The following is a 23,506-nucleotide window of genomic DNA, read 5'->3' on the forward strand; positions in this document are numbered from 1 at the left end:
GTGCCGTGATCAGCGCAGGGGCGTGGGAGTGCCGCCCTGCGCGCTACGTGCAGGGCTCGGCGAGGGTGAGCAGGCGGGCGAAGACACCGTCGGCACGGCAGCGCTGTGCGGCCGCGACGCGGGCGGCGCGGAAGAACGCGCGGTACGACCATGCCCGGTGGAGGTGGAGGGCAGGAAACGCGAGGATCAGCCGCACGATCACGCTCGGACGCAGACCGGTAAGCCAGTGCAGCGCCAGGCAGCGCAGACGCTCGATCAGCGCCCGAATGAACACCTCGGGGGCCGCCGATCGGCCGGTGAAACAGCTCTGACAGGATGACGCAGGGCGGATGGTTGAAAGCTGCACAGCCCTTCCACCTCCTGCTAGTTACTCACCAGTGCGCAATTCGCACCGCAGTACTTAAACACGGCATAAACCCCGATTGGCCGTGCCGTGACCCAAATCCGCCGCCGGAACGAGAGACCGTCGGGCGCCCCCTCCATGTGGGGGATGAGGGCGTGATCACCGTGATACTTGCGTGATCTGGGCGAGATGTTCCGTGACCTGATCACGGGTGGAAACCACCTCTGCCCAATCGCTTCCGGGCCCGGGTCCGGGTCAGCCCAGCACCTGGGCCCGGAGGTCGGCGGTCCGGGATAGGTAGGCGGCGGCCTTTTCCAGGACCGCCGGGTCGTCGGCGAGCAGTCCCAGCGCGGCGTTGCACGTGGAGTGCAGGAGGCCACGGGGCAGTCCGGAGACGTGATCGTGGTCGACGACGAGTCGGCCGCCGGAAGCCGGCCCCTCCCCGCAGACCGGGCAGCGCCATCCCTGGGCGGCTCCCATCGACCGGTAGTCCTCGCTCGTGATCCCGTAGGTCCGCCGCAGCCGTCGGTCCCGCTCGCGCGCGGGGACCCGGGCCTGCTTCCTGCGGGCGGTGGTACACGCCTGACAGCGGGAGGTGCGGCCGTCTCCGTTGGAGCGGTGCCGGGGGAACCGGGCGAGCGGCAGCAGGTCGCCGCAGTCGCAGCAGGGCTTGACGCTCATCTGCTCCCGCCTCCTCAGTAGTCGCCGCCCTTGAGGCTGCCCCATGATCTTTTGCCGATGTCCGCACTTGCGGTGATCGGCACGCCGTACAGGTCGAAGTTCATCGCCTTCTCGACGGCTCGCGCGATGTCCTGGGCGTCCTCGGCCGGCGCGGACACAAGGACCTCGTCGTGCACCGGCAGCCGGAGGTAGTCCAGGACGCCGGCGTCCTGCATGTCGCACAGCGCCTGACCCAAGCAGTCGCGGGCGGCTGACTGGACCTGGTAGTTCACGACCGCGTACGTGCGGTCGCGGTCGAGCGGGAGCCGGCGGCCGGTCACCGTCGTGGTGATCATGCCGTTGGCCATGGCCTCGCGCTGCCAGGTGTTCGAGGCCCGCTTGATCTCGGGGAAGACGTGGTCGTAGGTGCGCATGGCCGAACGGACGGCGCCCTCGTCGGCTCCCGTCATGCGGGCGACGCCGGAGGCTCCGCCGCCGAAGATCTTCCCGAAGCCGATGCCCTTGCACAGCGCCCGCAACCGCCCGTCCGGGTCCGGGGCGTCGCCGTAGACCAGGGAGCGGGTGTAGCTGTGCAGGTCCTCGCCGGCGAGGATGGCGGCCTTCATGCGCCTGACGTCCGCGAGTGCGGCCATGACCCGCATCTCGACCGCGTCGAAGTCGCACGAGATCATCACGTGGCCCTCGTCGGCCAGGATGGCGCGGCGGATCATCACGTCCCGGCCGGGAAGCGTCTGCAAGGCCGGCCGGGTGATCGACATCCGACCCGTCCGTGCGGCCAGGGAGTGGATGAAGGGGTGCACGCGCCCTTCGGCGTCCAGCGTTTGCAGGAACGTATCCGCGTACGCCGACTTCCACTTGCCCGCCCTCTTGGAGCGGATGACCGCATCAGCCAGCGGGTTCGGAGTCCGGGCACCAAGGCGTTCCCACGAGGTGTTGAGATCGGCCAAGGCCAGCAGGACGGCCTTGTCGACGCGCAGCGCGCCGCCGGCGGTCCGCTCGGTCAGCGTCTCGCCCATGCCGAGGAGGGCGTCCGCCACCTGCTTGGGCGAGTTGATCGACTCGACGCCGTAGCGGCGGGCCTTGTGCTCGAACTCCTCGGCCTGCGCGTGCAGCCGGTCGGACAGGGCCTTGGTGTACTCGACGTCGCACAGCAGGCCCGTGCGCTGCATGTGGGCGCAGATGAAGGCGATGCGGTGCTCGTACTCCAGCAGCGTCGGCCGGATGCCCAACTCGGCGTGCACGCCGTTCAGGGCATACAGGAGCCGGGCGGTGAGCAGGACGTCGAGTCCTGCGTACGTCTCGTAGGTCGGGTGATCGAGCGGGATGCCGGCGAAGCCCGCGGCCTTGGTCAGGCCGAGGGACCGGAAAACGCGGGTCAGGTCCTCTTGGGTGTCGGGGGCGGCCGGGTCAATGTAGTGAGCGGAGAGAGGCTTGAGGCCGGTGCCCACCCCGCCTTCCTGGGCCTGGCGGGGGTCGACGAGGGTGGCCATGATCTTGGTGTCGACGGTGCGCGGGTAGAGGTGCTCCAGCGGTACGCCGAGGCAGCGGTCCGCCACGAGCCAGTCGAAGGCGGCGTGGTGGATGACGACGCGCGGCAGGTCGAGAAGGACTCGGCGTGCAGCGTCGGCGAAAAGCCGGCCACGTTCGACCGGCAGCACCCACGCGGTGCGCTGGTCGCCGAACTGCGCGAGGCGCAGCCGGTAGTCGGCGCTGAAGATGTCCAGACCGCTGGTCTCGGTGTCGAAGGCGACCGGGCGGCCAGCCGATATGTGGCCGGCCGCCCAGTCCTGGAACGCCCGCACGTCCTGGGCGTCCTCCACCACGTGGATGTCGACCGGCTCCCCGGCGATGACGTACCCGTGCGTACGCAAGCGTTCTTCCTTTAGTTATCGCCCCCGAAAATGCCGGGGCCCCGCCGTGCGGGTTGTGAAAGGTCCAGCAGGTTGCGGAACCCGCGCGAGCCGTCGGAGCGCTGTCCTTCGACCACGCCGGGGAAGGTCCGCACGGCGTCGTAGAAGCGATTGCGGCTCATGGGGTGCTTGATCCCGCATTCCTCGACCCAGGTGCGGTAGCGCTCCCAGGTATCCGGCCGGCGCGTGAAGGCACCCGGTTCGACGGCGAACTCCTCGCCGATGAATCCGGAGAGCGGGTGTGAGGCATCCCGGTAGTGGGCGGTGCGCTTCTCGACCGACGGCGGGAAATCGAGTCCCTGGCCGGCTGCGTGCTTGGCGAACCAGCGCACCGCGCCGGCCACCGCCCATGCGGCGATGCCTTCGCGTTCGCGGTGCAAGGTGGTCGACAGGTGCCGGTCTTCCCGGCCCCGGAAGTCCTGTTCCCAGGGGATGACGCGGACGCGCTGCCACAGTGCGGCGTCGGTGGCGTCCACGTCCGGGCAGTAATTCGTGTCCACCTGCACCAGGCAGGCCGGCCGGAACGTGATGTCGTGGCGGGCGTAGACGCCGCGCGCGCTGATGGTCTGGTCCCCGGTGATGGCCTTCATCAGGGCCTGGTCGAGCTGCATCGAGGCCGGCCACTCCGAGCTGATCACCAGCCGCTTTCCGCGCAGGCCCACGATGTCCGCGCGAGGTCCGCCCGACTCCCGCCGGCGCTGGAACAGGGACGCGTCCACTCGGTGTGCCGCTGCGCCGAACACGTCCTCGAGGGTGCCGGTGAACGTCGTCTTGCCGTTGGTCGTTGGACCGACGTGCATCACGAAGCACCGCTCGACCGACAGCCCGGAAAGCCCGTATCCGACGAGTTCCTGGAGGAAGGCCGGCATGGCCTCGCTGTCCGGGTGGCATTCGCGAAGGAACCGTTCCCAGCGGGGCGCGGGTGCCTCGGGGTTGAAGTCCACGTCCACGAAGAACGTGTTCATGTTCTCCGGCCGGTGCTCGCTCAAGTCGCCCGTGAACAGGTCGACCATGCCGTTTCGGAAGGCTAGCTGGCGGGGGTCGGCGTCGAACTGGTCGACGCTCGCGTAGACGCCGGGAATGGAGGACAGCATGTCCACCATGCCGCGCACCCGCTGCGCGCTCTGGGAAAGGCTGACCCACTTCGCCAGGGCGTCCGGGTTGGCGTGCCCGGACTCCTTGGCCATCTCCGCGACGACGGCCCGAACGTCGGCGTACAGGGCTTCCTCCGGAACCTGGGCCCATTTACGGCCCTGCCATCTGAAAACACCTGCCCCGGGGATCATGCGGACGTTGCCGCCGAGCTTGCGGTAAAGCCGCTCGGCGTTGCCGAGGTCGGTCAGGGGCAGCGGCCCCGGCTCCTCGGCCCCGGTCGGCGCGTGTGTGGCCGAGGCGGGCTCGAGGGCCTTGACCAGTTGCGCCGACCGGACGGCCCGGTGCAGCCGGCCGGCGAACTCCGACGGGTCCTGCTCGCGCCACTCGGTCAGGTCCAGGCCGGCCGGGATGCCATCAAGGCGGCGCACCGGGACACCGGCCCGCAGTAGGGCGCGCGCCAGGTCGTCGGTGAAGGCGTCGCCGGCCCGGTCGCGGTCGCCGGCCAGCACCACGTCCCGGTCGCCCAGGCCGTCCGCCAGCTCGGCCACCAGCAGCTCGTTGCGCGCCAGGCCAGCCCCGCGTACGGCGACCGAGTCGTAGCCGGCCGCTGCGGCGGTCAGGGCGTCCGAGGGGCCCTCGGTGATGATGACGGTCTCGAAGCCGGCTCCGCCCCGGAAGATGCCGTACTTGGCCCAGGTGCCGCCGGTGTTGGCCAGGGAGACCCAGCGGGCCGGGCAGCGGCCGGAGATGTCCCGGCCCTGGGCGCCGCGCGCGACGCCGTCGAAGCCGATCAGGGGGACGACCAGGCGGGGGAAGCGGGCGAAGGTGTCGGAGACGAACTCCGGGTACTCCGCGGCCGGCTGCCACTCGCCCAGTTCCAGGGCCTGAGCCTGCTGCGCGGTCAGTCCGAACCGCTCGGCGACGTAGTCGTAGACCGCGTCACCGGCGGCCATCATCCGCTCGTCCAGCCACACCCGCAGCGCGGCGACCTGCGCCGGGCCGACCGGCGACGAGCGCAGTGCCGGGGCGGTCAGGCCCTCACCTTCGGAGTTGAAGAGGTCGGAGAACGTCAGGCCGGCCGCCTTCAGCACGTCGGCGGTCTTGCAGGCCGCGCGGCACACCATGCGCACCTTGCGGTCCTCGCCGCGCCAGATGCGCAGCGAGGGGTGGTGGTCGTCGTGGCCGGCGCACCGGGCCAGATAGCCGCCGTCCGCGTGCTCCGAGACGTCCTCGAAGCGCGCCAGGATCGAACGGAACTCCACTTGCTTGTCTCTCTTCTCAGTCGTCGGGGGCATCGACCCCCAGAAGCCGGGCCCGGACCCGGCGGAAGGTGCGTACGTCCATCACGGCGTAGCCGTCGCCCACGCCCTTGCGCGGGCGCTTGATCAGCGCCACCCCGAAGGGTGAGCCGGCGTTGTGGGCCTCGCGGTTGGCCTGCTCGACGAAGCCGGCGAGGTCGTACGCCTTGACGGCCTTGGCCTCGCCGGTGAAGGGGTAGGCGTCCAGGTCGCCGATGTCGTTCACGCCTGTCTGCGCGTTGCGGCGCACCTGGGCGTTCCGGTCGGTCAGCCCCTCGTTGAGGTAGGTCCGCAGGGCCGATTCCCAGGCCGTGCCTTTGGCTTTGTTCACGTTGGCCACTACTGGACGTGCCGCCAGCTCGTGCCGTCCACGATGTGGCGGGTGGCTCGTTCGGAGATGCCGAAGGCGTGCCCGAGGGTGGCTAGGTGCGCGCCGGCTGCGGCGGCCGACCGGATGGCGCGGACCTTGTCCTCGTTCAGCTTGGCCGAGCTGTTGCCGGTGCCCGTCGACGGGTGAAGGTCGGGCAGGAGGGCGTCCTGGCGGAACGGCCATCGCATGATCTCCTCGGCGCTGAGCATGCGGCGGCCGGGGAGGGTGGTGCTGGTCAACCTGTCGATCTCCATGGGTTGTCGGTGGTCACGGGGCCGCCGCGCTTCGTCGACGCGGCAGGCCCGCGGAGTCACGTCCGGGTGCTAGAACGGGACCTCGGCCGGCTGGGCGGCCTTGTGGACGTCAATGACGGGCTTGCGGTACCGGACGTCGATGCCGCTCTTGGTCTGGAACTCCACGAGTTCCAAGCGCAGCGTGCACAGCGCGGGGCCGCCGACGGCTTCCAGCTTGTTCTCGACCTCGTGCAGGACCTTGACCAGTTCCCAGGAGCCGGACACGAAGCGGAAGCGGCCGAGGTCGGGCTGGTCGGCGAGGGAGAACGTCACCTCGACGGAGGGGGCCGGGCCCCGGCCGGTCTTGGCCGCGGCCTTGCGGTCGGCCAGCAGGGCGGGACAGCCGCACGGGGTGCCCTTGTCCTCCTCCGGGCTCAGGAATTCCACGCCGTCGCACTCGTGGATGGGGCCCTGCCGGCCCCACAGCACCATGCGGGAGCGGATGCCCTGCGGCCCGTCGATGACGATCTTCACCGCGTCGGCTTCGGTGAGGACTTCCAGCCGGTCCTCGGCCGAGGTCTCCCACTCCTCCGGCCTGCCGCCGTACGCCTTCGCCACTGCGTCGGCGACCTCGGGGTCCCCGGTGGTCACGCGCCAGGCGCTCAGCGATTCCGGGCGGTTGCCCGCCATCCGGCCCGACCGGAACCGCCCTACCGTGTCGCTGCTGAATCGCGGCTTCGGCCGGCTCTCGGGGTCGGTCTCGAAAATGCGCAGGCTCAAGTAATTCTCCGTGCTCTGACTTGCGTTGATGAGCGGAGAGAGGCGCGCGGCGGCTCAGCCGGGTCAGCATGGCCCCTCTCTCGGAGGGCTTGAGTTCGGGTGGGGTACAGCCGCGTTCAGCGGCGTGCCCCGGTCGCCAGCCACAGCAGCACGGCCGCGACCAGGGCGAGCACTACGACGGGTTCGAGGGTCACCGGGACGCCCGGCGCTGGGTCCCGGTGACGAGGGTGGAGCCGCCCGACATCACCGGCTTGCCGATGACCACCTTCGACCGCTCACGCTCCCAGTCGAAGGTCTCACGCAGCGCGAGGAAGTGGCCGAAGACTTCGTCGGAGATCTCCACGGGCTTGAGCGCCCACTGGTCGGCGGTCACGTGCAGGACCGCACCGGCCTCGCACCGGGGCATCGGATGCTTGACCCCGTCGGCGTCGATGATGTGGTCCGCCCGCGCGTAGGCCGTCAGCTGAAGGGAGACGTCCGCGTAGGTGTCCTTCGACGTCTTGTAGTCCAACATCACCGTCTCTCCGTCAATGCGACAGATGGTATCGAAGGACCCGGCGTAGACATGCCGGTCGCTCCAGGCGACGTCTTCCATCCGCAGGAACTCCGGCTGCGCCCGCTCCAGGAACTCGCAGAAGTGCGCCCGGTACGGTTCGAGGTCGGGGTGGACGCGGCGGACGGCCTCCCCCCGCGCCAGGCGCTCGAAGAGGTCGTGGGCGTCGGAACCGAGGGCGGCGCGCTGCTGGGTGTACCTCCTCGCGGCCCCCTTGAGGTAGTCGACCGCCCCGTCCGCGTCGTTCAGCGCCAGTCCCACCACCGAGCCGAGGTTCTGCACCGCGCACTCGGCCGTCATCTTCGCCTGCCAGAACGCCAGGAACGGCTTGGGCAGGCACGAGATGATGGAGGTGACTCCGGGGACCTTGATGCCGCTCTCGGGCTCCACGTAGAACCGTGAGCCGCCCCGCATGATCGTGTTCGCGCCTGCCATCGCACCCTCTCCGCAGCCCCGCCGGCAGCGGGGGTCGTCTCTTGCGAAGGGCTTGAGTTCAGGCGGGGTACAAGATCGGTGGCGACAGCAGGAAAATCGCTGTCGCCACCTTCTTTCCTTATATGCGGGTAGGGAAGAAGGTACGTGCAGCAGCTGTTTTGCTGCACCGCGCCCAGACCCTGGTGATCACTACTGAAGGTCGACGGACGGTCAATAGCGCGGGACGCGCGCTGATCCCCGCTCCTGACTACTGGATAGAGGGGCCGCTGGTGCGCTGGTCACCGCTTGAGCGGAGCCCGCTGCCTTGGACTCCCAATCGCGCCTGCTTCATACAGCGTCCGGCGTCGCCCCTGTCGAAGTCGCCCGCCGCGCGGGCCACAGCATCGCCGTCCTCTTTCGCTTCTACGCCAAGGTCATCCACGGCCTCCAGCAGGAAGCAAACGAAAGGATCGAACGAGCCCTGACAAAGGCCGCCGACACATCAACCGGATAGCCCCTATAACCCCGAAGCCGAGTGCGGGCTGTAGCTCACAAAGAGCCACGGCCCGCACTCATGCTGCGTTCAGACGGGTACTCTGGACGCCAAATACGGTGCCTCCAAGGCAGTTGCTGGCCAGCAAGCCTGGCCAGCACAGCATCAGCACCAGTCTTCGTCGGGTCCGGCCAGCCAACGGATGGCATGTTTCACCGCATTTCGCAGATCTTCATCGCCCCCGGTCTCCGGGCTCCATGCAGCGAAGAAGAGCGGTGGATCAATTGTGAGCCCCCGTAGTTGAGGGCACTCGCTCAGATTCTGGGCGCCACAAACGACAGCCACAATGGGGGCGAGGGCATCTTTGCCTCGGGCGATGAGTCTGTCCAGACGACTGGAGGGATGAATCAGAGCAACATCAAAAGTGCGTCCCATAGTCAGCCATACCGTCATGTCCACCGGCATAGAGTCATGCCGAACCTCGGAGATGGCGACAACGCTACTGAAAAGTATGTGCAGGCGCGCGCTCAAGAGGTGGCGGTAGAACTCGGCCTTCTCTGGCCAGGAAGCCCACGTGGTTTCGCCTTCAATGTCCCAAGCGAGCAGCCCTTGTAGACCCTGGAGCTCGGATGATGGCCGCGCGAGTGGCTGGATCTCCACAACGGACTGCGCGCTCAGCTCCTGAGTAACAGGCACGTGGATCTTCCACCCCTTGCCCGTCGAAAACGCAGTTTGCCTGCTGACGTGCTGCCAGTAGACCCTCTGAGTTTCAGGGTTGTAGAGCATCACAAGAACTGGCAGTGAATGGCCCAGCCAGTACTCAATATGTGCCGTGTCGCCGACGAACCACCAGCCATCTTCAGTAGGTGACGCGAAATAGCTCAGCCCTGCCTTGATCTGCACAGCAAGGAGTTGGCCGGTCGCCTTTGAAGTGGTGCCGTCCACAACCTCTAAGTGCGCGTCGATACCCACATCGACAGTCGGCTGCTCCCTGAAGACCCAACCAAGCTCCCGGGTGACGAGGTGGCTGATCCAGGTCACCCCCTCTCGCTCAAGTTGCTGTGACTGCCGAACCTGCACGACCGCAACCGCCCCCCTGGAGAGTGTGAGCATCCCGTCAGCATCGTACGGCGCAGAGGGTCACGGTGGGCACATAGTTCAGGCAATCGATGCGTACGTCCATGCCGTCGGTAGCAGCAGCCCGGACTGAGATTGGCTGACGAGTTCAACCATCCGTTGGCCCTCGAAGGCCCGGGCCACAGATGGGCCACACGCACTGATCAACGCCGGGATATCAGTGATCCAGACTGAGATAGACCCCACACGAAAGGGGCGCCCCGATCCGGGGCACCCCTTCTGACCTGCGTCAACGCAGAACTGACGGAGGCTGTGGGATTTAAACCCACGGTGACATCGCTGCCACGACGGTTTTCAAGACCGTATTCCTCGGGGAACGCACGAAGGCCCCCGCAACCGATCCAGAGGACCGACCATGGGGGCCAGGAGGGCGGGGTCAGCGCGCCCGGTTGATGGACGGCACGCCGTCCCGGTAGCCAGGCACCTCAGCGCGCACTCGGGCGTCCGCCGCCCACTGCTCGCGCAACTCGTGCGGCGATACCGACACCCGCGGACTCTCGTCCACGGCGTTCAGCACGTTCTCGACGGGCACGGCTCGCAGGAGCTTGATCAGTAGGTGTCGCATCGGCTCTTCCTGGTCTGTTCCATGGCCGCGTCCACCTGGCGGTGAAGCGCGGCAAGTGTTCCGTTGTTGTTGATCAGCAGCTCCCCGTGGTGGAGGGACAGTCGCTCGGATTCATGCACCGTGTCCCGGAGCCCTGGCCGGTCGACGGACCACAGGGCGAAGCCGTGTGCGGCCAGGGCGCGGGCCTCATTCTCGAAACGGACGTCCGGCACGACGACGGGACGGACGTCCCCCGCCCGGCAGGCGGTGCCGGCCTCCTGGAGCAGCACGTCTACCCAGTAGTTCGCGTTGATGTGGTGGCGTACGCCTTCTGTGCCGAGGCGTTGCAGGAAGCGCCGGGCCTCGGGGTAGCGCTCCTTGACCGTTTCCCAGCCGAACAGTCGTACCGCCTCGGCGAGACGCAGGGTGCCGCCGTCCTGCACTGCGGGGGCGATCAGGGGGTCTATCCCGAAAGCCATGTCCTTGAGCGGGTCGGCCAGGGCCATGCGCCGGAATCCGTGTGCTGCGACGAGCCGTGCGGCCACGGTGTCCTTGCCGCTGCGTGCCCGTCCGATGATCCCGATGCCTCGCACCCTTCCCCTTCCCTCGACCGTCGCGAGGGTTGAGTTCGGGAGGGGTACAGCTCAGTCGAGCCGGCCGCGCCCTTCGGTCTTCTTCGAGACGGCGGGCAGGAGCGCAGTCGGCTGCTCGGTGGGGCTGGCCACCTGGGCCAGGATCGCCTCGGCCTCCTCCCGGAGTACGGCGCGGTGGTTGGGGGTGACGCGGGCTCGTGCGCTGTGGCCGAGGAACAGCGTCACGGCGGCCACGACGGCACCGACCAGGGGTTCGGTGTGCTCGATGCCGGCGAGGGCGGGAACCCACGCTCCCAGCAGGGAGAGGGCTGCCACGACGATGGCGCGCACCATCACGGGGTTGTCTCGGATGTCGTTTCTCAGGGTCATGCCTTTCCGGTGACGCGGATGGCCTCGGCGACGATCGCCCCGAGGGCGGAGACGCCGGCCAGGGGCGCGGCGTAGCGCCACCGTTCGATGGCGCGCAGCCGGTTCTCGTGGTCGGCGAGTTCGGCCGCGGTGGTGGTCTGGGTCTGGGTCAGTCCTCGGACGTCGTCGCGCAGGCCCACGATCTGGTCGTAGATCTCGCGGGCGGAGATGCTGACGCCGAGGGAGTCGCGTTCGCTCATGCCGCCGTCACCAGCTCGGGCACGGTGCGCGTCAGCTCGGTGCGCGCGGCGTCCTTCTTCGAGGCCGGCTTGACCGGGCGGAAGGTGATCGAGCCGTCCGCGTTCTTCTGCATGGTCCACAGCCCCTCGCCCAGGGGATCGGCCGGCGCGGGCTTGGCCTTCTCCGGCGGGTCGGTTGGCTTGGCGGGCTTCGGCTGTGCCGGCTTGGCCGGGGCCGGCTCCTGCGGTGATGTCGGCTTCACCTTCGCGGGAGCGGGTGCCAGAAGCCGACGCAGGGATGCGGGCCCGGGGATGCCGTCGGCGTCCGGGCCAGTGAAGCCGAGGGAGCGCTGGAAGTCGGCGTAGTTGAGCTGGTCGGCCAGCGACCAGCGGGGGCCGGGTCCTTCCGTGTAGTGGCGGCTGAAGCCCTTGTCCACCAGTGCCTTGCTCAGGGCGGTGATGTGTGGCCCGGTCGCCCCAGGGCCATACTCCCGTCCGTCGATGGTGACCCGGCCGGTCGGCGGCTCGTCCTGATCCCGCAGGGGCGTGTCGGGTGCCGGTGGGGAGGGCTTGGCCGGAGCGGGCTTGGCGGTGGCCGGGACGGTCAGCTCCTGACCTTCCGTGATCCGGTCGGGGTGGTCGATGCCGGGGTTCAGGGACAGGAGGGCGGAGACGGTGGTTCCGCACAGGGCGGCGATCACGCTCAGGGTCTGCCCGCGCTTGACGGTCCACCGGCTGGGGCCGGCCGGGGCGGTGGTGTCGCCGGCGACGGTGGCGAAGGCGGGGCGGCCGAAGCCGAGGATCATCGACCGGGGCCGGGTGCGGTAGTACACGCCGTCGCCGTTGTTCTGCGAGCCGGCCGCGCCGCTGGAGGTGTTGCCCTCGACCGTCCTCACGCTCACCCCGGGCTCAGCGTCGGCCAGGACGATGCCGACGTGGTAGGCGACACCGTCGCCGTTGTGGAAGAAGACCACGTCGCCGGCCCTGGCCTGCGCCTGTGCGCTGTACCACTGGCCTCGGCCCTTGAAGAACTCGACGTGCGAGGGGCAGTAGGCGAACTTCCCGACCGCCGCCGCGTTGCCGGTCCGCTCGGCGCAGTACGAGACGAACATGTCGCACCAGGGCTGCCAGTTCATCGGGTACCAGCGGCCGAAGACGGTGTCGTTGTTGCGGCCTTCCTTGTACTTCTGGTCGGCCCACTTCCTCGCTTCGGCGAGGAAGGCGTTACGGGAACCCAGTGCGGGTTCCTCCTTTCGAGATGAGAATGACTTGGCCAGGGCCCACATGATTCACAACGGAGCCCTGGCAGCCAAAAATTACCTGACCCTGCCTCCAAATAATGCCTTGAGTGCCAGCAATGCACGCTCTCTGATCCGGGGGTCCGGATGCATGACCGCCGTCAGCAGTACTGCGGAGACTGTTGCCAGAAACCCCGTACCCGGTAGGACAGTTGTCATCTCCATGGCAGGAACATAGCGCGACCGTTCCGCTGTGCGCAAATGGCGACCTTATATATACGGCTCCACCTTATGCATAAGGTCGGCGTGAATTTCTGGAATACCGGAAACAGTAATCCGGAAATTGGCAGGCTAAACGAAAGTGGGCGCCCTGTCGACCTTCGCGAGCTCTTCGTCGCTCAGGTCGTCCTCGCCCAGGGCGGTGACGGCCGGCACCCAGAACGAGGCGCTGGAGGTGTCGGTGGCGGGGGTGTTGCCGCGTAGGAAGAAGCGGTCCGCGCCGTCTCCCTCGGACCAGCCGGTGCGTCCGGGCCAGCGCCAGAACCACCGCAGGGTGCGGTATTTGATCGTGCCCTTGCCGGGGACGTCGTAGGACTGCATGTCCCCGGGACGGACGACGGCGCAGGGGTATCCGCCGGTGTTGTGGGTGGTCTTGCCGGTGTTCGTCTTCAGCTCGACTTGCCAGTCCTGGGCGGAGAACAGGCGCGCTTCCACTCGCAAGATGGGTTTGTTCATGCCGGAGATCGGCACTTCGGCGAGGTCCACCCAGCCGGGGCCCTGGAAGCGGTGGGCGGAGCCGGGGTAGACGGCCACCGACTGGAACCGGTCGGTGCGCCCGCCGCGCGGGGGTGTGCGTTCCAGGTCGCGCAGCCGGCGTTCGAGGTCGGCGAGCTGGTCGACCAGGCTCGGCTCACGGACTAGTGAAGCTCTCCGCATCAAACAGTTCCTCTTGGCACAGGGACAGCTCGCACCGGTCCGAGCCGTCCGCGTTGACCGCGACGCGCACTTCGGTGAGCACGTACGAGCTGTCGATGCGCATGAATTCGTTGGCTGAGACGAGGCGGAGTTTCTGGCCCATGTTCGGGTCGAAATGGTGGGGGGCGTAGACGTCGGGGTAGGTCAGCACGCGCGGGGTGACGATGCCCGTGGCCCCGAAGTGCAGGGCGGTGTCCCCGTGGAGATCGAGAGTGCTCTGGTGCTTGATCGATCCCATGACGTTGACGATGTCGCGCTGCGGGAAGAGCCGGCGCAGCGGTGGGTTGTCGCGGCGGGACCAGACTCCGGCGGTCTTGTCGCTGCCGCTCGCGCCGATGGTGTACGCGGTCGTCGCGATGTTCTCGCCGTTGAGGAACAGCTCCTGCACCTCGCACGTGGTGCCGTCCACCAGGTCCGGCAGTGGCAGACCGGCCGGGTCGGTGGCGGTGCGGGGCGTGCGGTCGACGGTGTTGCGGATGTCGTGGCGCAGCTCGGTGCCGTTGTGGGCGCGCCATGCCGCGCTGCGGAAGAAGAAGCCGCCGATGTTATCGGCGAGGTCCTGCATCACGTCCAGCGAGGGCTTGAACTCGTTCTCGAGGAACGACAGCTCGCGCTTTCGGGGCATCGCGGTGATGGCCGCGGTGCTGGTCTGGATGCCCCACTCGGCGCGCAGGGCCATGCGCTTGAGGATGTCGGACTGGAAGTCACCGCCGGCCTTGGTGGACCATCCGCCGTAGGCGTGGTTGGTCTCGTAGTACGACAGGAAGTCGCGGGCGGCCAGCTCCAGCGTGCGCTCCTCCAGGTCGACGCGCAGGTTCCACACGATGCCGCCCCAGACCATGTAGCCGTCGCGGACGATGCCCAGGACGGTGCGGAACGGCTGGATCGCCGGGTACCGCAGGCGGGCGTCGTCCAGGGCGGCCAGCGGGATGGTCACGGTGGCCTCGGACGGCTTGTCCATGGTGCGCCGCCAGCCGACGCTCACGAAGCGGGGCGAGGCCCGGTAGACGGCGCGCCAGCCCTTCTGCCGGAAGCTGTCGGGGTGCCACCCGGTACTGCCGGTTCCCCGGGTGAAGTCGAGAGCGGGGTCTCCGTCGGGGATGAACTCGTACAACCGGGCTTCGTAGCCCGATTCGGTGACCGCCAGGGCGGCCCCCTTTCGTGCGGATGGTGCGGGTGGATCAGCGCTTGGGATAGGCGACGGCGTGCAGGTAGGTGACCTGGTAGCCGGTGCGCAGGGTGGCGCGGGTCTTGTCGCCGGCGTGCAGGCCGGCCAGGGCGCGGACGACGACGGGCACGCCGGCGGGGGCCTCGAACTGCGTGGCGATGTCCGCACCGCAGCCCTTCGGGGAGCGCTGCGGTCGGGAAGGGGCGCGGAAGACGGTGGCCAGCTTGGTCTCCGCCGCCGTGCCGAGCTGCACCCGGATCTCGACGTCCGCCGAGGCCGGGGGCTGGTCGGAGAAGTCGCCCCACCACGAGGCGGTGAGTTCGACTTGGCGGGCGTACGGCGTGGGTTCGAACCGGACCTCGCCGAAGGGGTTCCAGCGCAGGTGACCGGTGATGGTCAGGCCCAGCTCGGCGTAGTCGCTGCGGAACTGCGCGCCCGGCGTGCCGACCGGCACCCAGGTGCCGGCCGTGGTCCGGGCGTACTCCGTGCCGGCCGCGGTGTCCAGATACAGGGTTCCGGGTGCGGTCACTCAGTCCTCCCTCGGGTAGAGGGCGACGCGCAGGTAGGTGTCGTGCGGCCGGTCGGGGCTGATCTTCAGGCGCATGCCGGCGGTGTCCTGCCCAGCCTCGGAGCGGAAGGTGAAGTCCATCGCGTACGTGACGGCCGTGCCGGCCGGGACGGGATGCATGGTGACGGTGTCAGTGCCGCCGGCACTGCTCCAGGCCGGGGCCCGGAACATCACGGCCAGCTCGTTGCCGCTGCCCTCACGCACGCGCAGCGAGACCGACTCGGGCGTGTCACCGGAGAACGCGGCCCAGGCCATGGCCTTGATGACCGCCACCCGGTCGTACGCGGCCGGAGCTATGGTCACGGACGTCAGCGGCGTCCACCGGCCCTCGTCGGCCCCGGTGAGCGTGACGGCGGCCGGGAACGCTTCGGCGTAGGCCATGCCCCGGCCGGCGCGTTGCCAGGTGCCCGTACGGTCGGCCCAGTACCGGTCGCCGGTGCGGGTGTCGGTGTACCGGGTTCCAGGGGTTGCTATGTCGTGCTCCCTTGGTCGGGGTAGGCGGTGGCGCGCAGGAAGGTGCCCGGTTCGGTGTCCTCGACCTTCACCGTGCACGCGCCGGTGCTGCGGGGTTCGATGCCGTTGCAGTGCCCGACCAGGCGGTAGGTCGCCGACGCGCCGGCCGGTAGCCGGTCGTAGGTGGAGACGTCCGCGCCGCCGCCGTCCGGCCAGCACGGTTCACGGGTGGCCTCGCCGACCCGGCCGGTCAGGGTCCGGCCGTCGGCGAGGCGGACGTCCCGCGTGATCGTCGTGGTGGTGCTGTTGACCCGGGTGGTCTTCCCGGGTCCGTCGGAGTGCCAGGCGATGGCTGCGTCCACCGACACGATCCGCGGGTACGGCGCGGCCGGGACGAGGAGCGAGCCCAGCTCGACCTCCGGGGAGGCGTTGCCTGCGTACCCCATCCGGAAGGCGTAGCGGTCGTTGTCAATGCGGGCCTGCGCGCTGAACGGGCGGCGCTCCGCCGGCTGCCATGTTCCGTCGCCCAGGGCGGTGTACAGGCTGCCGGCGCGGGTGTCGACGTAGGTGGTGCCGGGGGCGATCGGGTCAGCCATTGCCGCCGCTCCCGGTGGTGGCCGGCACGGCGGTGAAGCCGGGGGGCGGGCCTTCGCCGGCCATGACGAGGTCGGCGGAGCCGACCTTGAACGTCTTGCCGGTGCTCCCGGACTCGGCGACCCACAGGGCCCCGTCCTTGGCGTACAGGACCGCACCGTCCTGCGGACGGTCCGGAGCTGCCGCGCAAGGGCCGAGGGTGACGACGCCGGCCGGGGTGACCTTGAACCGCTCGGTGGTGATGTTCTGCTTCACAACCAGATCGCCGCCGACCGTCGCGCCGGTGTTGGCCTCGACCGTGCCCGTCTCGCCCTTGGCGCCCTTGAGACTGCCGAGGAACGCCCAGTCTCCGCCGGCCTTGTTGAACAGGCCCATGGTCGCGGTATTGATCCACTGGTCCCCGTTCAGGCCCTCGGCCTTCGCCGGGTCCACCGTGGCGGCGTAGAACTTGTTGCCGTCGCGGTGCCACCCCTCCTCGGTGCGCACGAAGCGATTGCCGGAGGAGAAGTTGGTGTACTGCGTGCCGAGGCGGAAGCGGGCCAGCTCGGCCGGCGCGGGGTCCTCGCCACGCGCCGGCCCTGTGCGGGTGACCAGATACTGCCCCCACCCATAGGCGTACCGCTGGTCGTAGTCCGGGGGCAGGTTGAGGGTGCCGTCCGGGTAGCGGCCGAACTTCGCAACGACCAGCCGCCGGCCCTCGTCCGTGGCCGGCGGGGCGTCGTCGGGCACCACCTGGGGCACCAGGGCGTTGCGCCAGTCGCCGTGGGCGATGTCCTCGACGTACAGCACGACGTAGCCGGACTGCACGGACGTCGGCACCGGGACTTGCAGGGCGGTGTCGGATTCGACCCAGTACACGCCGCCGGCCTCGTCGCCGTCCTTGATCCACGCCCGGCCCGGGGCGAGTGCGATGTAGCCGGGGCCGTGGAGGGCGGACAGGGAGGGCTCGAAGCTCTCGCGGCTGTCGAAGCCGGCCACGAAGTCCTGCATGGACCCGAACATCCGGCGGAAGCTCTGCGCCGAGTAGTCGGCCTCTTCCTGAAACGCGACGGTGATCACACGAACCTCCCGGGTTGCCACTCGACATGGCCGCTGGCGGCCCCGTCGTAACTCGTCTTGCTCTGCTCGATGGAGACCTCCACTGTCCGGCCGGCCTCCGCCCGCCCCCACTGGGTGAGGGTCGGCGCGACGGGCGTTCCCGCGCTCGCGCCGTCCGCGTAGTGCGTGAGCGCCGGAGGGCCGGTCACGGGGACGTCGAGCACCAGGCGCTCGCCGGCGGTCAGCCGGAACGGCGTGCCGTCCGGCCACCGCTCGACTCCCATGCGTCCCACGATCTGGCCAGCCTCCTTGAACACCAGGACCGGCCCTTCGACGGGTCCGCGGATTTCCGCCCGCAGCGCGGCGGTGTCCATCGACCCGTTCGTCAGCATCGCGGTGCGGGGCGGGCCCCAGCCGCCGTTACGCGGGATGCGCAGCGGCATGCGCAGCGCACGGTGCCGACCGAAGCGGTAGCCGCCGCGCTTGAAGTCGGTGGAGGCGGCCAGCTCCTTGCGGATCGGGCGCACGGCCCGAATCCACGGTTCGGTGCATTCGAGCTGCACGTCGACGAGGGGATGGAACTGTCCGTACGTCTCGTCGACGCTGGTCTCCCGCTTGCGGACGCGGCCGGCGACCTGGGCCCAGGCGCCTTGGGCGACGCCGGGCAGGCAGAAGGAGAACGGCCGCTCGTCGCGGGAATGGGTGAAGGCCGCGGCGACCTCGCCCATGAGGAGATCGAGGTGCTCGGAGGAGTCGGCCATCACCCGGAACGTGATGCTGACGACGCGGCCGCGCATGTAGTCGCGGCCGGGCAGCAGCCCGTCGTAGTTGACGAGTTCGAGGTCATGGGACTTCACGTCCGGCATCGCGGCCAAGCCGTCCACCTTGACCGGCAAAAGCGGGGACTCATCCCCCAGGAGCACGCCTCCGTACGCGAGTGTCCACGGCGTGCCTGTGAACGGGATGCGCGCCGACTTCATCGTTTACCGTCCAATCCGAAGCTGCCATGCGACTTCGCGGCCGATCTCGCGCGGGTCCGCGTTCGTGCTCGCGTTGATCGTGATCGGCCTCTCGGCCCTGTCCGTCTTGCCGTCCCGGTGCTTGTCCCGGTTCTCGTCCGCGCTGCGGCCGGCCTTGCGGCCGAAGTCGCCGACCAGGGATCGGGAGACGATCTGCTGGAGGGGCTGGAGCGCGTCCGCGATCGGATCGCTGTACCCGATGGGCGACGGCCCGAAGTCGGACATGACCGGCAGCGCCATGAACGGCGAGGGCGCCGCGTAGCTCATGGGCATGGCGGCCAGGGACATGAAGCTGGAGAACGGCGAAGTGATCGCGTCCTTGATCCCGGAGATCACGCCGCCCACGGACACCGACTTCAGGCCGGAGATGAAGCCGTTGACGACGTCCTTGCCCTTCTGGACCAGCCACGAGCCGGCATCGCCGATCGCGCCGAGGACCTTGTCCTTCAGGCCCCGGCACCAGCTCACCAGGTCACCCAGCTTCGAGACCGCGCCGTCCTTCGCCCGGCCGAACCAGTCGACGAACTTGCCCGGCAGCTCGCCGAGCTTGGCGCAGGCGTCGCGCACCCAGCCGACCGCGCGGGAGACGGCGTCGGAGATGGCCTGCCAGATGGTCGCCGTGACGTTTCTGCACGCGTCCCAGGCGGACGAGACCTTGTCCTGCACCCACTGCGCGCCCTGCGACGTCGCGTTGGTGATCCACTGCCAGGCGGAGCTCACCTTGTCGGAGCACCACTGCCAGGCCGCGCCCGTCTTGTCCTGCACCCACTGCCAGGCGGCCGGCACCTCGGAGCGCACCCAGTCCACCGCCGTGGCGATGGCCGAGCGCATGGCCTCCCAGGCTTGGGCGAAGAGGTTCAGCGCCCCCATGGTGGCCTGGAGCCCGGCGACGAACTGCATCAAGATCCACGATGCGAGGTCGACCAGGAGCTGCATGGCCTCCGGGTTGTCCGTCAGCGCCCGCATCACCCCTCGCAGCGCCTCGGCGAGGGTGTTCAGCGCCTGCGGCGCGAAGTCGGCCAGGGAAACCAGCAGATCGGCGAAGGCGCTGGTGACGACCGACAGGAAGTTGATGAAGGCGTCGAAGACCTTCGACAGGACCGGCGCGTTCTGCGCGAGCTTGTCGAAGAAGTCCCCGACGATCCGGCCGAGTTCGGCGAACCCCGTCGAGACGTGCTCGACGAAGTCCTGCATCCCCGACTCGTTGAGCGCCTTCGTCAGGCGCGGCAGGAGCTTGTCCGCGAAGCCGGTCAGGCTGCGGACGAGGGGATCGACGTACTGGGTGCCGGCCTCGAAGAAGGACCGGAACATCCCCCGGGAGGAACCGAGCCACCTGCGGATGTGGTCCAGGGCGGCCTTGACCGGTCGCTCCATCACCGAGGCGGCGTCCGCGAAGACGGACTTCGCCTCCTTGGCGACGCCGGAGAACGACGACTTGAGCTTGTCGGTCCCCAGCGCCAGGGCCGCGACGCCGGCCACCAGCGGCAGCAGGGGGACCGCCGCCAGGGCGGCGACGGCGACGAGGCCGGCACCCGCGACGACCGCGAGGGTTGTCAGCGAGGCGACCGTGGCCATCACGGCCACCTGCACGCCGCTGCCGATCGCGCTGCTCGCGGCCCCGGCCGCGCCGGCGATACCGCTGAACGTCTGCCGGCCGCCGTCCAGCAGATCGGAGAAGCCGGCCCGGACGGAGGTGAACGCGGTGCCGAAGCCGGCCGCGATCATCTCTCCGGTGCCGGAGAGGAGCTGCCGGGCGCCGTCGACCGCGCGGCCGACGTTGCCGAGGAAGCCCCGGTCCACCCGTGCCTGAATGCGCACATCGCGCCGGCGGGTGAGCGCCATCAGGCGCGCCTCGGCGCGGCCGGCGTCCACGTCCGGGCGGATGGTCGGGGTGATGCGACGCGCGCGGCGGGCCAGGGCGTCCAGCCGGCCCCGTGCCGTGGCGTCGTCTACGTCCACATGGACACGCACTCGCGCCTGCCGCTCGATGCGGTCGAGATACCGCTGGAGCGACTGGTGAAAGTTGCTCGTGTCCGGGAGAACCTTGATATGGACGCGGCCGCCTTCGGGCCCGCCCGGCCCCGCACCTGCCAAATGGTGCTCCTTGCTAGTTGACGATGAAGGGGGGCGCCTCCGGCTGCTCCTTCGAGCGCTCGGCGACCACGGCCGGGATGGCGACCGACGCGCGGACGGGCGCGAGGTGCGGCGCGCGCGGCCGTTCGCCGGCCAGCGCGGAGACGAAGGGGTTCGAGGCCCGCTCAGCAGTGCCCGAGCCCTTGCCGGGGCGCGGGTAGGGCGTCGGTTTCTCCAGGGCCCCGGGCCGCTTCGCGCGCTGCACGAGAGCCACGTAGGTGTTCCACTGCACCGCGTCCACCAGGTCCGCGAGGATGTGCGCGTGCACGTCCCACCCGACGGCCTGTCGGCCGCCGAGGAGAGCGGCCATGACGGCCGCGTCGTCGGGAAGGTTCTCGACAAGCGCCAGGACGGCGCGGGCCGACATCTCACCCCGGAAGTACGCCAGCAGGTCTACCGAGTAGAACCGGCGCAAGTCCGCGTAGATGGCGGCCCCGTGCTCGTCCAGCAGCCTGACGAGACTCAGGCTTCCGGGACCTCCGCAGCCTCCATCCACGCCTCGAAGATCCGCGAGCGGCCATCCAGCGGCAGCTCGTCCAGAGCCGCCGCCATGGCCTTCTTGTCGGTCGCGACCGCGACCAGGGCCGCGTCCATAGCGTGGATCTTGGTGACGTCCGAGACCTTGTCCGAGCCGAGCGCGTCGATGTGCGCCAGCACGGCCTTGAGGTCGCCGCCCGGCACGGTGGCCAGCGGACGCAGGTGGATCGTTTCGCCGGCGGGGCCGATGAAGGTCAGGCCGGCGGACGCCTTGCTCTCGGCCTCGGCCTTGAGATCAGCGAAGTTCAGTGTGGTCAAGCTGGGTCCTTCTGGGGCTCAAGTTGCGCAGGAGGTTCCCCTGCGAAGAAAGTCGAAGCGTCGGCCGGTGGAGCGCGGGGGCCCGTCCGGCGGATAGGTTCACTGCTCGTCCAGTGGCCGGTCTTGCCTGAGCACGCTGAAGTCATCGTGCTGGCAGCCTGACTTGCTCAGTTCCAGTTGAATGAGGGCGAGTTCAGGACATCGTCGGCAAACCTCTCACAGAGGCACACCCCCTTGGTCAGGATGAGCGGTGCCCTTGGCGACGGCGCAGGTCTCTGGCCCGTGTAGTCGCCCGCTCATACCTAGAACACGTGATTGAGGTCAACATGAGCGGAACCCCCGCTGAAGGTGAAAGCTCCATCACTCCCGAGCCGATCCTCTCCCAGGACAGCGCGGAACTTTCCCTGCCCTCCCTGGAGCTACCAGCACTCGAAGAGGACCTCCTGCTGTCCCTGATGGACGGGGTGGATGCTTCCCTGCTGCCGGAGTCGGCAGCAGGGGAACTCGCAAGCACCGCCGAACCGCTGACGCCCACAGCCAATTCCGACTGGATGGCAACTGTCCCCGACGGTGTCAGCCTGGCCAACATGTCCATCCCGGGCACGCATGAGAGTTGCGCGCGGGTCGGGGACTGGTCGTTCGGCTTTGGTAAGTGTCAGGACACCAGCATCACATGGCAGCTGGATGCGGGGGTCCGATTCTTGGATATTCGCTGCCGGTCGGTTGGAAGCGGTCCAGGTGTCTTTCGCATCCACCACGGTGACATCGACCAAGAAATGATGTTCGGTGACGTCCTGATGGAATGTGCCGAATTTTTGCGGGAACACAATCAGGAAACGATCCTGATGCGGGTATCGGAGACAAAATCTAACGATGCCACTGTATTCAAGAGGATCTTCGAGGAATATTACCTCACGAAGATGGGATGGAGATACCTCTTTCACATCGGGACGAGCATCCCAACCCTAGGGCAAGTCCGCGGCAAGATTGTACTGATGACGCGCGACCCCTATATGGGAGGGCTCGATAGCGGCCATTTCGACACTCAGGACAAGTGGAACAGTCCGAGCATGTCCGAGAAGATCACGGCTATTGACGACCATCTCAATAGAGCGGTAGCCACCACGCCCAAGTCAAAGATCTTCTTGAATTACACCAGCGCCACCAACCCCCCGGGCACGACGCCATCGGACTTCGCGAGGGGCCTCAACCCCTACGTGCTAGCACGCGTCCAGTCCATCTACAATCCCGCCAAGACCGTTGGTGTAATCGCGGCAGACTTTATCGACCGCACCGCCTTCATGGGCGGCGGTGGGAGCTACGACCTGGCATCAGCCATCATCAAGATGAATGACCACAGCCGCCCCAAGCCGCCGCCACGGAAGCGGGTCTCGCTATACATGAAGACAAACGGTCAAGTGGGGGGGCGCCCCTACACGGGTGACCGTGATGAGCACTTCTACCTTTGCGGCGTTGGAGGTGGTTTGGTAATTATCCCTTCCGGATTCGTCCGAATCCGCAGTAGGTATGACTACCGTTCGCTGGACGTGTCCCCCGGTGGTACGGTAACCGTTCAGCAGATGGCAAACACAGCGAGCCAACTCTTCTTCTTGGTGCCAAGGGGTGATGGCTCCTTTGGCATTCAATGCATTTCGACGCCCGGCCGTTTCCTGTACATGCACCAATCCGGCAGTGTGGGAACTAGGCCAGAAACGGAGTTTCAGGACACAAGTTGGAAATTCTCCATGCAAGCCGAAACCATACCCGGGTTCGCTATCCAAAGCTGGTATTACTGGGGGAACTAGCGCCATTCCGGGTGCTCTGAAAATCAGCGATTGAGCGGCCAGCGGCAGAGTAAAACTAGAGCGCGTAGCGCTCGGTCACAGTGCCGGTGGAGCCGCCGTAGCCGAGGATGGTGGCCTTCACGGGCACCTCGGACAGGGCGGCCGGGTCCAAGGTGATGGAGTCGCCGCCGATGATCGCTACCTTGGGGTAGTGCCAGGCGACGGCGTTGTCCCCGTCCGTGCCGACGATCAGCAGGGCCTTTTCCGTGGCCGTGGGGTTCAGCGGGATGTTGAAGCCGACCGGCTTGGAGGTGACGGGGTCGGTGATGACGGCCTCGTCCCCGGCCCCGTAGTAGAGCTTGTACGTCTCGACGGTGAAGTCCTCAAGATTCACCGTAAGCGCGTAGGTCTTCTTCGGGTTGGTCTGCTTCAGGTTCGGGTTCTGCCAAGACCCCAGAGTCTCGGCGTCGTCGCCGTCCACGGACATCTCGATGCCGTTCTCCAGCGACGTGTTGCCCACGTCCCGCCAGGCCGTGGACTTCGCACCGCCGACCTGCGGCATCGTCGCGTTCGGGTCCTTCGGAAGGATGGGAAGCGCCGGCATCGGGGTGCCGACTTCCGCCACGTAGACGTACCCCTGCGAGGGGTTCATGACGGGTTCGATCTTCTCGGCCAAGGGCCGCCTTTCCAGCATGCCAACGGCCCGCCCA

The 23,506-nt window shown here is 68.4% G+C and carries 26 protein-coding genes, 1 tRNA gene and 1 pseudogene; 2 read left to right on the top strand and 26 right to left on the bottom strand.

Annotated features, from left to right (window positions below):
* Positions 1-43 precede the first annotated feature (43 nt).
* From EKH77_RS02745 to EKH77_RS02780, 8 genes are all read right to left on the bottom strand, one after another.
* Complete coding sequence (locus tag EKH77_RS02745; protein ID WP_126912840.1) at positions 44-274, bottom strand: hypothetical protein; 231 nt, start codon at positions 272-274, stop codon at positions 44-46.
* Positions 275-598: 324 nt separating this feature from the next.
* Positions 599-1,024: an endonuclease VII domain-containing protein gene (locus EKH77_RS02750; RefSeq protein ID WP_164737716.1), complete on the bottom strand. Its 426-nt coding sequence runs from the start codon at positions 1,022-1,024 to the stop codon at positions 599-601.
* Between the two features lie 14 nt (positions 1,025-1,038).
* On the bottom strand, positions 1,039-2,895 hold the full coding sequence (locus EKH77_RS02755; RefSeq protein ID WP_126912842.1) for a DNA polymerase: 1,857 nt from the start codon (positions 2,893-2,895) through the stop codon (positions 1,039-1,041).
* An 11-nt stretch (positions 2,896-2,906) separates the two neighbouring features.
* Positions 2,907-5,291 carry a phage/plasmid primase, P4 family gene (locus tag EKH77_RS02760; RefSeq protein WP_240667190.1) on the bottom strand — a complete coding sequence of 795 codons (2,385 nt, stop codon included), beginning with the start codon at positions 5,289-5,291 and terminating at the stop codon, positions 2,907-2,909.
* A 16-nt stretch (positions 5,292-5,307) separates the two neighbouring features.
* On the bottom strand, positions 5,308-5,658 hold the full coding sequence (locus tag EKH77_RS02765; RefSeq protein ID WP_126912843.1) for a hypothetical protein: 351 nt from the start codon (positions 5,656-5,658) through the stop codon (positions 5,308-5,310).
* 8 nt (positions 5,659-5,666) lie between these two features.
* Positions 5,667-5,936: a hypothetical protein gene (locus tag EKH77_RS02770; protein ID WP_126912844.1), complete on the bottom strand. Its 270-nt coding sequence runs from the start codon at positions 5,934-5,936 to the stop codon at positions 5,667-5,669.
* A gap of 84 nt (positions 5,937-6,020) precedes the next feature.
* Positions 6,021-6,710 (bottom strand): hypothetical protein, encoded by a 690-nt coding sequence (locus EKH77_RS02775; protein ID WP_126912845.1) that lies wholly within the window; start codon positions 6,708-6,710, stop codon positions 6,021-6,023.
* A gap of 190 nt (positions 6,711-6,900) precedes the next feature.
* Positions 6,901-7,698, bottom strand: coding sequence for a hypothetical protein (locus tag EKH77_RS02780; protein WP_126912846.1), 798 nt, complete (start codon positions 7,696-7,698; stop codon positions 6,901-6,903).
* A 334-nt stretch (positions 7,699-8,032) separates the two neighbouring features.
* On the opposite strand from EKH77_RS02780, the pseudogene EKH77_RS34265 reads away from it, so the two are divergent.
* Positions 8,033-8,191: pseudogene (locus tag EKH77_RS34265) on the top strand (site-specific integrase); the annotation flags it as partial.
* A gap of 144 nt (positions 8,192-8,335) precedes the next feature.
* Here EKH77_RS34265 and EKH77_RS02790 read toward each other — a convergent pair.
* The 17 genes from EKH77_RS02790 to EKH77_RS02865 form a co-directional block, all read right to left on the bottom strand.
* The gene (locus EKH77_RS02790) at positions 8,336-9,283 is read right to left on the bottom strand and encodes a DUF4365 domain-containing protein (RefSeq protein ID WP_126912848.1); all 948 of its coding nucleotides are present in this window, start codon (positions 9,281-9,283) and stop codon (positions 8,336-8,338) included.
* 268 nt (positions 9,284-9,551) lie between these two features.
* Positions 9,552-9,639: transfer RNA gene (locus EKH77_RS32880), tRNA-OTHER, on the bottom strand.
* Positions 9,640-9,683: 44 nt separating this feature from the next.
* Positions 9,684-9,872, bottom strand: coding sequence for a hypothetical protein (locus tag EKH77_RS02795; protein ID WP_126912849.1), 189 nt, complete (start codon positions 9,870-9,872; stop codon positions 9,684-9,686).
* Positions 9,857-10,444, bottom strand: coding sequence for a hypothetical protein (locus EKH77_RS02800; protein WP_126912850.1), 588 nt, complete (start codon positions 10,442-10,444; stop codon positions 9,857-9,859). The genes EKH77_RS02795 and EKH77_RS02800 overlap by 16 nt, the downstream gene beginning before the upstream one ends.
* Before the next feature lie 51 nt (positions 10,445-10,495).
* Positions 10,496-10,813 carry a hypothetical protein gene (locus EKH77_RS02805; protein WP_126912851.1) on the bottom strand — a complete coding sequence of 106 codons (318 nt, stop codon included), beginning with the start codon at positions 10,811-10,813 and terminating at the stop codon, positions 10,496-10,498.
* Entirely contained in the window at positions 10,810-11,052 is a 243-nt protein-coding gene (locus tag EKH77_RS02810; protein WP_126912852.1) for a hypothetical protein, read from the bottom strand. Before EKH77_RS02810 ends, EKH77_RS02805 begins: the two co-directional genes overlap by 4 nt.
* Positions 11,049-12,317: a peptidoglycan-binding protein gene (locus EKH77_RS02815; protein ID WP_126912853.1), complete on the bottom strand. Its 1,269-nt coding sequence runs from the start codon at positions 12,315-12,317 to the stop codon at positions 11,049-11,051. Before EKH77_RS02815 ends, EKH77_RS02810 begins: the two co-directional genes overlap by 4 nt.
* 303 nt (positions 12,318-12,620) lie before the next feature.
* Positions 12,621-13,205: a hypothetical protein gene (locus EKH77_RS02820; protein ID WP_126912854.1), complete on the bottom strand. Its 585-nt coding sequence runs from the start codon at positions 13,203-13,205 to the stop codon at positions 12,621-12,623.
* Positions 13,180-14,358 carry a hypothetical protein gene (locus tag EKH77_RS02825; RefSeq protein ID WP_126912855.1) on the bottom strand — a complete coding sequence of 393 codons (1,179 nt, stop codon included), beginning with the start codon at positions 14,356-14,358 and terminating at the stop codon, positions 13,180-13,182. The genes EKH77_RS02820 and EKH77_RS02825 overlap by 26 nt, the downstream gene beginning before the upstream one ends.
* 67 nt (positions 14,359-14,425) lie before the next feature.
* The gene (locus EKH77_RS02830) at positions 14,426-14,941 is read right to left on the bottom strand and encodes a hypothetical protein (protein WP_126912856.1); all 516 of its coding nucleotides are present in this window, start codon (positions 14,939-14,941) and stop codon (positions 14,426-14,428) included.
* Complete coding sequence (locus EKH77_RS02835) at positions 14,942-15,361, bottom strand: hypothetical protein (protein WP_126912857.1); 420 nt, start codon at positions 15,359-15,361, stop codon at positions 14,942-14,944.
* 89 nt (positions 15,362-15,450) lie between these two features.
* Complete coding sequence (locus tag EKH77_RS02840) at positions 15,451-16,029, bottom strand: hypothetical protein (RefSeq protein WP_126912858.1); 579 nt, start codon at positions 16,027-16,029, stop codon at positions 15,451-15,453.
* On the bottom strand, positions 16,022-17,086 hold the full coding sequence (locus EKH77_RS02845) for a hypothetical protein (RefSeq protein ID WP_126912859.1): 1,065 nt from the start codon (positions 17,084-17,086) through the stop codon (positions 16,022-16,024). Before EKH77_RS02845 ends, EKH77_RS02840 begins: the two co-directional genes overlap by 8 nt.
* Positions 17,083-17,940, bottom strand: coding sequence for a hypothetical protein (locus EKH77_RS02850; RefSeq protein WP_126912860.1), 858 nt, complete (start codon positions 17,938-17,940; stop codon positions 17,083-17,085). The genes EKH77_RS02845 and EKH77_RS02850 overlap by 4 nt, the downstream gene beginning before the upstream one ends.
* Before the next feature lie 108 nt (positions 17,941-18,048).
* Positions 18,049-20,178, bottom strand: coding sequence for a phage tail protein (locus EKH77_RS02855; RefSeq protein WP_126912861.1), 2,130 nt, complete (start codon positions 20,176-20,178; stop codon positions 18,049-18,051).
* A 13-nt stretch (positions 20,179-20,191) separates the two neighbouring features.
* Positions 20,192-20,713 (bottom strand): hypothetical protein, encoded by a 522-nt coding sequence (locus tag EKH77_RS02860; RefSeq protein ID WP_164737718.1) that lies wholly within the window; start codon positions 20,711-20,713, stop codon positions 20,192-20,194.
* Complete coding sequence (locus tag EKH77_RS02865) at positions 20,680-21,012, bottom strand: hypothetical protein (RefSeq protein ID WP_126912863.1); 333 nt, start codon at positions 21,010-21,012, stop codon at positions 20,680-20,682. The genes EKH77_RS02860 and EKH77_RS02865 overlap by 34 nt, the downstream gene beginning before the upstream one ends.
* Before the next feature lie 311 nt (positions 21,013-21,323).
* Between EKH77_RS02865 and EKH77_RS02870 the strand changes: the two genes are divergently transcribed.
* The gene (locus tag EKH77_RS02870) at positions 21,324-22,817 is read left to right on the top strand and encodes a phosphatidylinositol-specific phospholipase C domain-containing protein (RefSeq protein WP_126912864.1); all 1,494 of its coding nucleotides are present in this window, start codon (positions 21,324-21,326) and stop codon (positions 22,815-22,817) included.
* 55 nt (positions 22,818-22,872) lie between these two features.
* Here the strand turns inward: EKH77_RS02870 and EKH77_RS32885 are convergent, their stop codons facing one another.
* Positions 22,873-23,472, bottom strand: a complete 600-nt coding sequence (locus EKH77_RS32885) for a hypothetical protein (protein WP_164737719.1) — start codon at positions 23,470-23,472, stop codon at positions 22,873-22,875.
* Between the last annotated feature and the right edge of the window lie 34 nt (positions 23,473-23,506).

Origin of the sequence: Streptomyces luteoverticillatus, assembly GCF_003970715.1 — a bacterium.
Lineage (GTDB): Bacteria > Actinomycetota > Actinomycetes > Streptomycetales > Streptomycetaceae > Streptomyces > Streptomyces abikoensis.

What these genes read in the sequence shown, in the direction of transcription:
- EKH77_RS02750 (WP_164737716.1), bottom strand. Translation starts at nt 1,024, where the DNA reads ATGAGCGTCAAGCCCTGCTGCGACTGCGGCGACCTGCTGCCGCTCGCC.
- EKH77_RS02815 (WP_126912853.1), bottom strand. Translation starts at nt 12,317, where the DNA reads ATGTGGGCCCTGGCCAAGTCATTCTCATCTCGAAAGGAGGAACCCGCA.
- EKH77_RS02820 (WP_126912854.1), bottom strand. Translation starts at nt 13,205, where the DNA reads ATGCGGAGAGCTTCACTAGTCCGTGAGCCGAGCCTGGTCGACCAGCTC.
- EKH77_RS02840 (WP_126912858.1), bottom strand. Translation starts at nt 16,029, where the DNA reads ATGGCTGACCCGATCGCCCCCGGCACCACCTACGTCGACACCCGCGCC.
- EKH77_RS02795 (WP_126912849.1), bottom strand. Translation starts at nt 9,872, where the DNA reads ATGCGACACCTACTGATCAAGCTCCTGCGAGCCGTGCCCGTCGAGAAC.
- EKH77_RS02810 (WP_126912852.1), bottom strand. Translation starts at nt 11,052, where the DNA reads ATGAGCGAACGCGACTCCCTCGGCGTCAGCATCTCCGCCCGCGAGATC.
- EKH77_RS02780 (WP_126912846.1), bottom strand. Translation starts at nt 7,698, where the DNA reads ATGGCAGGCGCGAACACGATCATGCGGGGCGGCTCACGGTTCTACGTG.
- EKH77_RS02790 (WP_126912848.1), bottom strand. Translation starts at nt 9,283, where the DNA reads ATGCTCACACTCTCCAGGGGGGCGGTTGCGGTCGTGCAGGTTCGGCAG.
- EKH77_RS02835 (WP_126912857.1), bottom strand. Translation starts at nt 15,361, where the DNA reads ATGGCCTACGCCGAAGCGTTCCCGGCCGCCGTCACGCTCACCGGGGCC.
- EKH77_RS02805 (WP_126912851.1), bottom strand. Translation starts at nt 10,813, where the DNA reads ATGACCCTGAGAAACGACATCCGAGACAACCCCGTGATGGTGCGCGCC.